The following is a 7589-nucleotide window of genomic DNA, read 5'->3' as shown; positions in this document are numbered from 1 at the left end:
TGTATATATACAGTAACGAACCTAAGCAGTTTACAGTAGTTTATAGAATATTGTATAAGTAGAATTCAGAAATAAAAAGTTGAATTGATATAATGTTAAAAACACTTTTTAAAACTATTAAAAAAGAATAACCATGAACACAGGAAACTTTAAAAAGAGAATTGCGGTAATAGGTTCTGGGTTTTCCGGGCTGTCTGCTGCCGCGTATGCAGCAAAATATGGAAATGAAGTACATGTATTTGAGAAACATTCTCAGCCTGGTGGACGCGCAAGACAATTTAAGACAGATGAGGGTTATGTTTTTGATATGGGGCCCAGCTGGTACTGGATGCCGGATATTATCGAAGGCTTTTTCAATGATTTTGACTGTAAAGTATCCGATTTTTTTAATTTGGTTTCCTTAGATCCTCAGTTTGAGATGGTTTTTTCAACAGGAAAAGTTTCAATTCCTGAAAAAAATGAAGATATCCGTGAATTATTTGAAAAAATAGAGCCCGGAGCAGCCAGACAATATGATCAGTTCATGCAGTCTGCCCAATTTAAATATGAAGTTGGAATGAAAGACTTTGTAACAAAGCCTTGCTATAACTGGCTTGAATTTGCTTCTTTAAAAATAGCGAGCAATGCTCTTAAGCTTGATCTTTTAAGTAATTTCAGGAAATATGTTTCAGGTTATTTTGCAGATCCGAAGCTCAGATCTCTGATGGAATTTCCGGTAATATTTCTTGGGGCTTCACCACAACAGATTCCAGCCCTTTACAGCCTTATGAATTACGGAGGATATGTGCTAGGAACAAAATATCCGATGGGAGGATTTTATCAGCTTGTACTTGCTATGAAAGAAGTAGCGGAAAGACAAGGAGTGACTTTTCACTTTAATCATGACGTACAGAAAATCAATACCGGAGATGGAAAGGTATCTTCAATAACAATAGATGGTACAACTTATGAATTTGATGCCGTAATTGCCTCATCAGATTACCATCACACAGAAACACTGATACCTCAATCCCTTAGAAACTATAGTGAGAGATATTGGAAAAACAGGACCTTTGCGCCTTCATGTCTTATCTACTATTTGGGAATCAAAGGGAAAATTTCTCATTTAAAACATCACAGTCTTTTCTTTGAAAATGAGCTGGATAATCATATAGATTGTATTTATAAAAATAAAGAATGGCCTTCCAAACCACTTTTTTATGCATGTTGTCCTTCCAAAACAGATCCGGATGTGGCCCCTAAAGACTGTGAAAATCTTTTTTTGCTGTTACCTCTTGCTCCTGGAATACATGATGAGGAGCCTGTAAGAGAAAAATATCTGGAGGAAATGCTTGAAAGAATTGAAAAGCATACCGGTGAAACAGGTCTAATTACCAGAATTGAATATAAAAGAAGCTATTGTGTAAGTGATTTTATTTCTGATTATAACGCTTATCAAGGTAATGCTTACGGATTATCCAATACTTTATCGCAGACAGCGGTCTTAAAACCCAAAATAAAAAACAGAAAGATCAGAAATCTTTTTTATACGGGACAGTTAACGGTTCCCGGCCCAGGAGTGCCCCCTTCATTAGTTTCAGGGAAAATTGTTGCAGCTGAAGTGAGTAAACTAAAAATAAAATAATATGAAAAAATTGTTTGATGAATTGTCTTACGAAGTCAGTAAGTACACTACACAAAAATACAGTACCAGTTTTTCATTGGGAATACTGGCATTGAAGCCATCCATCAGACCCGCTGTTTATGCTGTTTACGGTTATGTACGACTTGCAGATGAGATCGTAGACAGCTTTCATGGCTATGATAAAGAGAAACTTCTGAAGAGATTAAAGACGGAAACCTATGAGGCGCTGGAAGATGGGATATCACTCAATCCCATTTTACATTCATTTCAGGAAACCGTTCGTCAGTATGATATTGACAGGCAGCTGATCATTCAGTTTTTACACAGCATGGAAATGGACCTTCATAAAATTGATTATAATTCCGAACTGTTTAAAGAGTATATCTACGGATCTGCGGAAGTGGTGGGGCTGATGTGTCTGCAGATATTTACAGAAGGTAATAAACGGCAATATGAGAAGCTTAAGCCGTTTGCGATGAAACTGGGTTGTGCCTTTCAGAAAGTGAATTTTTTGCGGGACTTGAAAGATGATTATCAGATTTTAGGGCGGACTTATTTTCCTGCCCTTAATATGTCAGTCTTTGATAATACAGTGAAAGTGCGGATTGAAAAAGAGATTGAAGAAGAATTTAAAGAAGCTTTACAGGGAATTAAAAAGCTGCCGGGTTCCTCCGCTTTCGGTGTATACCTCGCCTACAGGTATTATCTTTCCCTGTTTGAAAAGATTAAGAAAACAAGTTCCAAGAATATGTTACAGCAGAGAATCAGAATTGCCAATTCACAAAAGCTGCTGGTTGCGTTCAAAAGCTATATCCGCTATAAATCCGCTTATTTCTGAAAGCCGGATCCGGTTTGAGAATGATTTTTTGAATGTTTAACAATCAAATTATAAAAAATAATGTACAGATTATACAGGGAACAACAGCTGAATTGTAGTATTAAAACAGCATGGAAGTTTTTTTCCTCTCCACATAATTTATCCGAAATAACCCCTGAAAGTATGAATTTTGTAGTTCTTTCAGATGTTGGGGATACACCCATTTTTAAAGGAATGGAAATAGATTACAAAGTCTCTCCTTTATTAGGAATTCCAATGAAGTGGAAGTCCGTCATCAGTCAGGTAGAAGACTATAAAAGCTTTACAGATTTTCAGAAAGAAGGCCCTTATAAACAGTGGAATCATTTTCATGAATTCATTCCTAATGAGGATGGTGTATTGATGAAAGATACTGTAGATTATGAACTTCCGATGGGGATTTTAGGAAAAATAGCCCATCAGATATTCGTAAAAGAAAAACTGAAAAATATTTTCGATTTCAGGTACAAGATTTTAAATGATCTTTTTAACCATAAGCATAATTAAAATGAATTTTCTGATTGTTTTGGGCGTATTTATTTCCATGGAAGGAGCTACCTGGCTCATTCACCGGTATATTATGCATGGTTTTCTTTGGCTCCTGCACAGGGATCATCATGATCATAGCCACGAGGGAAAGCTTGAAAGAAATGATCTGTTCTTTTTTATTTTCGCAAGTCCGGCTATCGCTTTATTATACCTGGGAGTAAAGCAGGGTTTCAGTTATCGGTTTTTTATCGGTCTGGGAATAAGCCTTTACGGAGTGGCCTATTTCTTTGTACATGATATTTTTATTCATCAGAGAACAAAGATTTTTACCCGTACAAAGAACCCGTATTTTCTCGCAATCAGACGTGCCCATAAACAGCACCATAAACATCTGGGGAAAGAGGATGGAGAATGCTTCGGTTTTCTGTGGGTTCCTCTTAAATATTTTAAAATGTATTTTAATAAAAAATGATGCCCTATACTTACATACTGATTAACTTTTTCACAGTCATCATCTGCTTTTTGGCCTCTTTTGACAGAAGGATACAGTTCCATAAGCTTTTCGGAAAATTTCTGTTATCATGTACCATTGTGGCAATTCCTTTTATTATCTGGGATATATGGTTCACGGCAAAAGGAGTATGGTGGTTTAATGTTGATTATACCTTAGGAATCAAAATAGCAGGCCTTCCTATTGAAGAATGGATGTTTTTTTACTGCATTCCGTTCGCCTGCGTTTTTACTTACTATTGTCTGGAAAAGTTTTTTACTTTTGGATGGGCTGATGTTCTAAATAATCTTATTGTATTTATAGCTGTTGTTGTTCTTGGTGTTGCAGGACTTCTTTATCATGAAAGAATATACACTTTTCTTACTGTAACCGTAACTTTAATTACACTTTGTTATCTGCATTTTATCGTCCAAAAAGAATGGATAGGAAAAGCCAGTTTCGTATATCTTATTTTGATGCCGGGTTTTTTTGCCGTGAATGGAATCCTGACAGGATCTCTAATTCCTTCACCTGTTGTTAACTATAATCCCGATGACTTTCTAGGCCTTAGAATGGGAACTATTCCTGTTGAAGATGCTGTTTACGGCTATAGTCAGTTTTTACTTAATATTTATTTTTTTAAAAAGATAACTCATGGATAAAGTAAATATTTTTTGGTTCAGAAGAGATCTCAGGCTTGAAGATAATGTAGGACTTTATCATGCGCTTCATTCAGGATTAAAGATTGTTCCGGTTTTTATTTTTGATACTGAAATACTAAATGGGCTACAGAATAAAAATGACATAAGGGTAGACTATATTCACCAGGCTTTACAGTCTATTCATCAAGAACTGAAAAAGCACAACAGCGGACTGTATGTTTATTACGGAACGTCCATGGAAGCCTTTAAAGAAATAATCCGGAATTTTAATGTAAGACAGGTTTTCTGTAACAGGGATTACGAACCACAGGCTATAAAACGGGATCGGCAGATTGCTGATTTCCTGATGAAGCATCATATTCAGCTTAAAGATTTTAAAGATCAGGTCATATTTGAAAAAAATGATATTCTTAAAAATGACCTTTCTCCCTATACAGTTTTTACCCCTTACTCAAAGAAATGGAAAGCAAATCTGAAAAACATAGAAACCGTTACAGCAAGCCGGGTTCATTTTGCCCATTATAATGGACCTTCGGAGATCATTTCACTGAAAGAAATCGGATTTGAGAAAACATATCTTAAGTTTACCGAACCTCAGCTGAACGGAGATATCATAAATTCTTACGGAAAGTACCGGGATTTTCCGGCAATGGATCATACAACCCATCTTGGGGCGGCACTTCGTTTTGGAACCATTTCGATCCGGAAATGTGTACAATACGCTGCTAAGCATAATGAAGTTTGGCTTAATGAGCTTATATGGAGAGAATTTTTTATGCAGATCCTATATCATTTTCCCCATGTTGTTCATCAATGCTTTAAAAAAAAATATGAAAATATAGTCTGGAGAAACAACGAAGATGAATTTAATACATGGTGTGAAGGGAAAACAGGATATCCCATTGTAGACGCAGGGATGAGGCAGCTCAATGAAACAGGGTTTATGCACAACAGGGTGAGAATGATTACGGCAAGTTTCCTTACCAAATACCTGCTCATTGACTGGCGGTGGGGAGAAGCCTATTTTGCTGAAAAACTGTTAGATTATGATCTGGCATCCAATAATGGAAACTGGCAGTGGGCAGCAGGCTGTGGATGTGATGCTGCTCCTTATTTCAGGATTTTTAATCCCTATGAACAGGCCAAGAAATTTGATAAGGATTCTCAGTACATCAGGAACTGGCTTCCTGAAGATTATATGGAAGAGCCTATTATAGAACATACAAAAGCTCGAGAAAGAGCATTAAAGGCTTACCAACAAGCACTTGCAGAATAATCATACTATTCACTACTAAAATAAATAACATTGGCAAAAAAAGGAATTTTATTAATCAATCTTGGATCACCGAGATCCACTTCCGTGGAAGATGTAAAGGAATATCTGGATGAGTTCCTGATGGATGAAAAAGTAATTGATTACCGGTGGATTTTCCGATCATTGCTGGTTCGTGGAATTATTTTGAAAACCAGACCGGCAAAATCAGCGGAAGCTTATAAGACAGTATGGACAGAGCAGGGATCTCCCCTTATTGTGATCACAAAAAAGATACAAAGAAAGCTACAGGAAGTAGTTGAGGTGCCGGTTGAGATCGGAATGAGATATGCTGAACCCAGTATTGAAACAGGGATAAGGAGTCTTGTTGAAAAAGGGATCAGAGAAATTGTACTTTTCCCTCTTTATCCGCAATATGCCATGAGTACTACAGAAACTGTGATTGAAAAAGCAGAAGAAATCAGAAAGAAAAAATTCCCCGATGTAAGAATCAACTATGTGCAGCCTTTTTATAACAGGGATCTGTATACCGATTGTTTAGCCGAAAGCATCAGAGAGAAGCTTCCTGCAAATTTTGATGCTTTATTATTTTCCTATCACGGTGTCCCCGAAAGGCATATTTACAAAACGGATCCCACCAAAACCTGTAATATGAATGATTGCTGCTACAAAGACACTCTTCCAGGTCATTCATTTTGTTATCGTCACCAGTGCTTTAATACTACCGAACGGACCATCGGAAAGCTTGAACTGCCGAAAGATAGGGTTATTGTTTCTTTTCAATCCAGATTGGGAAAAGACAAATGGATAGAACCTTATACGGATCATACGTTAAAAACTATTCCGGCCAAAGGAATTAAAAATCTTGCGGTAGTCTGCCCTGCATTTGTTTCAGACTGTCTTGAAACCCTGGAAGAAATATCCGTTGAAGGAAAAAAGCAGTTTCTAGAAGCTGGTGGAAAAAATTTCACCTATATTCCTTGCCTGAATGATGGAGACAGGTGGATTGAAGTTATCCGTACCCTGTGTGAGGAACAACTCGATCAATTTTATTTACTTTAGTTTTAATTATATAATACCACAATTCCATAAAGAATTGGGTATTTTTGTAAACTATTTAAAGGATATGAATTATACACTTATTAAAGATTTTATAGACCTGTTACAAGAGTTCGAAAACGAAGCCCATGTATGTCCTGATTTGTATCCGGGAACTATCCAAGGCTTTAAAACATGGATTTCTGACAAGAAAAATACAAAAACAAAATCTCTTGAGGAGCCATATTGGGAAGGCAAAGAGAACGGGAGAACACCGGAAAGCGCTATAAGTACACTGCTCGTTCATCTGAACCGCTATGCCAAGACCTATTCCAAGTCTGCAATAATAAATTCTGAATTTTCTACTCAGGAAGATTTTATTTATCTGATTAATCTGAAGGCTTTTGGTGAGATGACCAAAATTGCCCTTATCAAAAAAAATATTCATGATAAACCTGCAGGTATGCTGATCATTACTCGACTTCTACACCAAGGACTTATTGAGCAGACTGATTCTGATCTTGATAAAAGGAGTAAATTAATACGTATTACTCAAAAGGGCTTGGAGGTGCTGGAAAATCAAATGGAAAAAATACGCAAAGCTACCTATATCGTTGCGGGAAATCTTAATCACAGAGAAAAAATGGAACTTATACGTATTCTTAACAAACTGGACCGTTTCCATTATCCTATTTTTTCAAAAAACATTAGTTCTGACCAGCTGATCGATAAAGTATACGATGAATATTCCTTTAAAGATTTATAACTTGAAATTTACTGACTCATATACAGCTTTCCGCTTCATACTCTATGAGTAAATTTAGTGATATTAACATAATGACTTCTTAGTTTATTCTACTATTTTAGTAATTATAAATAAAAATAAATGTTCGCATCTTCATACGTCTCCGGATCATTTACATCTAACTGAACATTATCTTTACCCTCTTTCTGTATTTGTTTTTCAGGTCGCGAGATACTGTTAACAGCATTAATTTCATTATTTACTATATTGAGATCAACAGTAATTTCTTTTGCAATTTCCGGATACTAATATATTTTTTCCAGAAGTTTTGATTTTAATTTCTCGAGTTCATTTTCATATATCAATCTAATTTTCATTTAAACATCAATTAATTAATAAAAAGTTCTTTTGG

Annotated in this window: 8 protein-coding genes; all 8 read left to right on the top strand. The window is 36.0% G+C overall.

Features of this window, described 5'->3' with window-relative positions:
- Positions 1-133: 133 nt before the first annotated feature.
- Complete coding sequence (gene crtI / locus Q0A18_RS01790; RefSeq protein WP_292008453.1) at positions 134-1624, top strand: phytoene desaturase family protein; 1491 nt, start codon at positions 134-136, stop codon at positions 1622-1624.
- A gap of 1 nt (position 1625) precedes the next feature.
- Positions 1626-2462, top strand: a complete 837-nt coding sequence (locus Q0A18_RS01785; protein WP_292008452.1) for a phytoene/squalene synthase family protein — start codon at positions 1626-1628, stop codon at positions 2460-2462.
- A gap of 57 nt (positions 2463-2519) precedes the next feature.
- A complete protein-coding gene (locus Q0A18_RS01780) occupies positions 2520-2987 on the top strand; it encodes an SRPBCC family protein (protein WP_292008454.1) in 468 nt (155 codons plus the stop codon).
- Between the two features lies 1 nt (position 2988).
- Positions 2989-3441: a sterol desaturase family protein gene (locus Q0A18_RS01775; protein ID WP_292008451.1), complete on the top strand. Its 453-nt coding sequence runs from the start codon at positions 2989-2991 to the stop codon at positions 3439-3441.
- Positions 3438-4121, top strand: coding sequence for a lycopene cyclase domain-containing protein (locus Q0A18_RS01770; protein WP_292008450.1), 684 nt, complete (start codon positions 3438-3440; stop codon positions 4119-4121). Before Q0A18_RS01775 ends, Q0A18_RS01770 begins: the two co-directional genes overlap by 4 nt.
- A complete protein-coding gene (locus tag Q0A18_RS01765; RefSeq protein ID WP_292008449.1) occupies positions 4114-5397 on the top strand; it encodes a deoxyribodipyrimidine photo-lyase in 1284 nt (427 codons plus the stop codon). Before Q0A18_RS01770 ends, Q0A18_RS01765 begins: the two co-directional genes overlap by 8 nt.
- Before the next feature lie 30 nt (positions 5398-5427).
- Positions 5428-6456, top strand: a complete 1029-nt coding sequence (gene hemH / locus Q0A18_RS01760; protein WP_292008448.1) for a ferrochelatase — start codon at positions 5428-5430, stop codon at positions 6454-6456.
- Between the two features lie 64 nt (positions 6457-6520).
- Complete coding sequence (locus Q0A18_RS01755) at positions 6521-7198, top strand: MarR family transcriptional regulator (protein ID WP_292008447.1); 678 nt, start codon at positions 6521-6523, stop codon at positions 7196-7198.
- Positions 7199-7589: the final 391 nt, after the last annotated feature.

It is taken from the genome of Chryseobacterium sp. (assembly GCF_022712095.1).
Taxonomy (GTDB): Bacteria; Bacteroidota; Bacteroidia; order Flavobacteriales; family Weeksellaceae; genus Chryseobacterium.
The sequence above is the reverse complement of the archived record's forward strand: the minus strand, read 5'-3'. Positions and strand labels throughout refer to the sequence as shown.

Bases quoted from the DNA above. Each gene is read 5' to 3' on its own strand.
- Q0A18_RS01775 (WP_292008451.1), top strand. From the start codon at position 2,989: ATGAATTTTCTGATTGTTTTGGGCGTATTTATTTCCATGGAAGGAGCT.
- Q0A18_RS01770 (WP_292008450.1), top strand. From the start codon at position 3,438: ATGATGCCCTATACTTACATACTGATTAACTTTTTCACAGTCATCATC.
- Q0A18_RS01755 (WP_292008447.1), top strand. From the start codon at position 6,521: ATGAATTATACACTTATTAAAGATTTTATAGACCTGTTACAAGAGTTC.
- Q0A18_RS01785 (WP_292008452.1), top strand. From the start codon at position 1,626: ATGAAAAAATTGTTTGATGAATTGTCTTACGAAGTCAGTAAGTACACT.
- Q0A18_RS01765 (WP_292008449.1), top strand. From the start codon at position 4,114: ATGGATAAAGTAAATATTTTTTGGTTCAGAAGAGATCTCAGGCTTGAA.
- crtI (WP_292008453.1), top strand. From the start codon at position 134: ATGAACACAGGAAACTTTAAAAAGAGAATTGCGGTAATAGGTTCTGGG.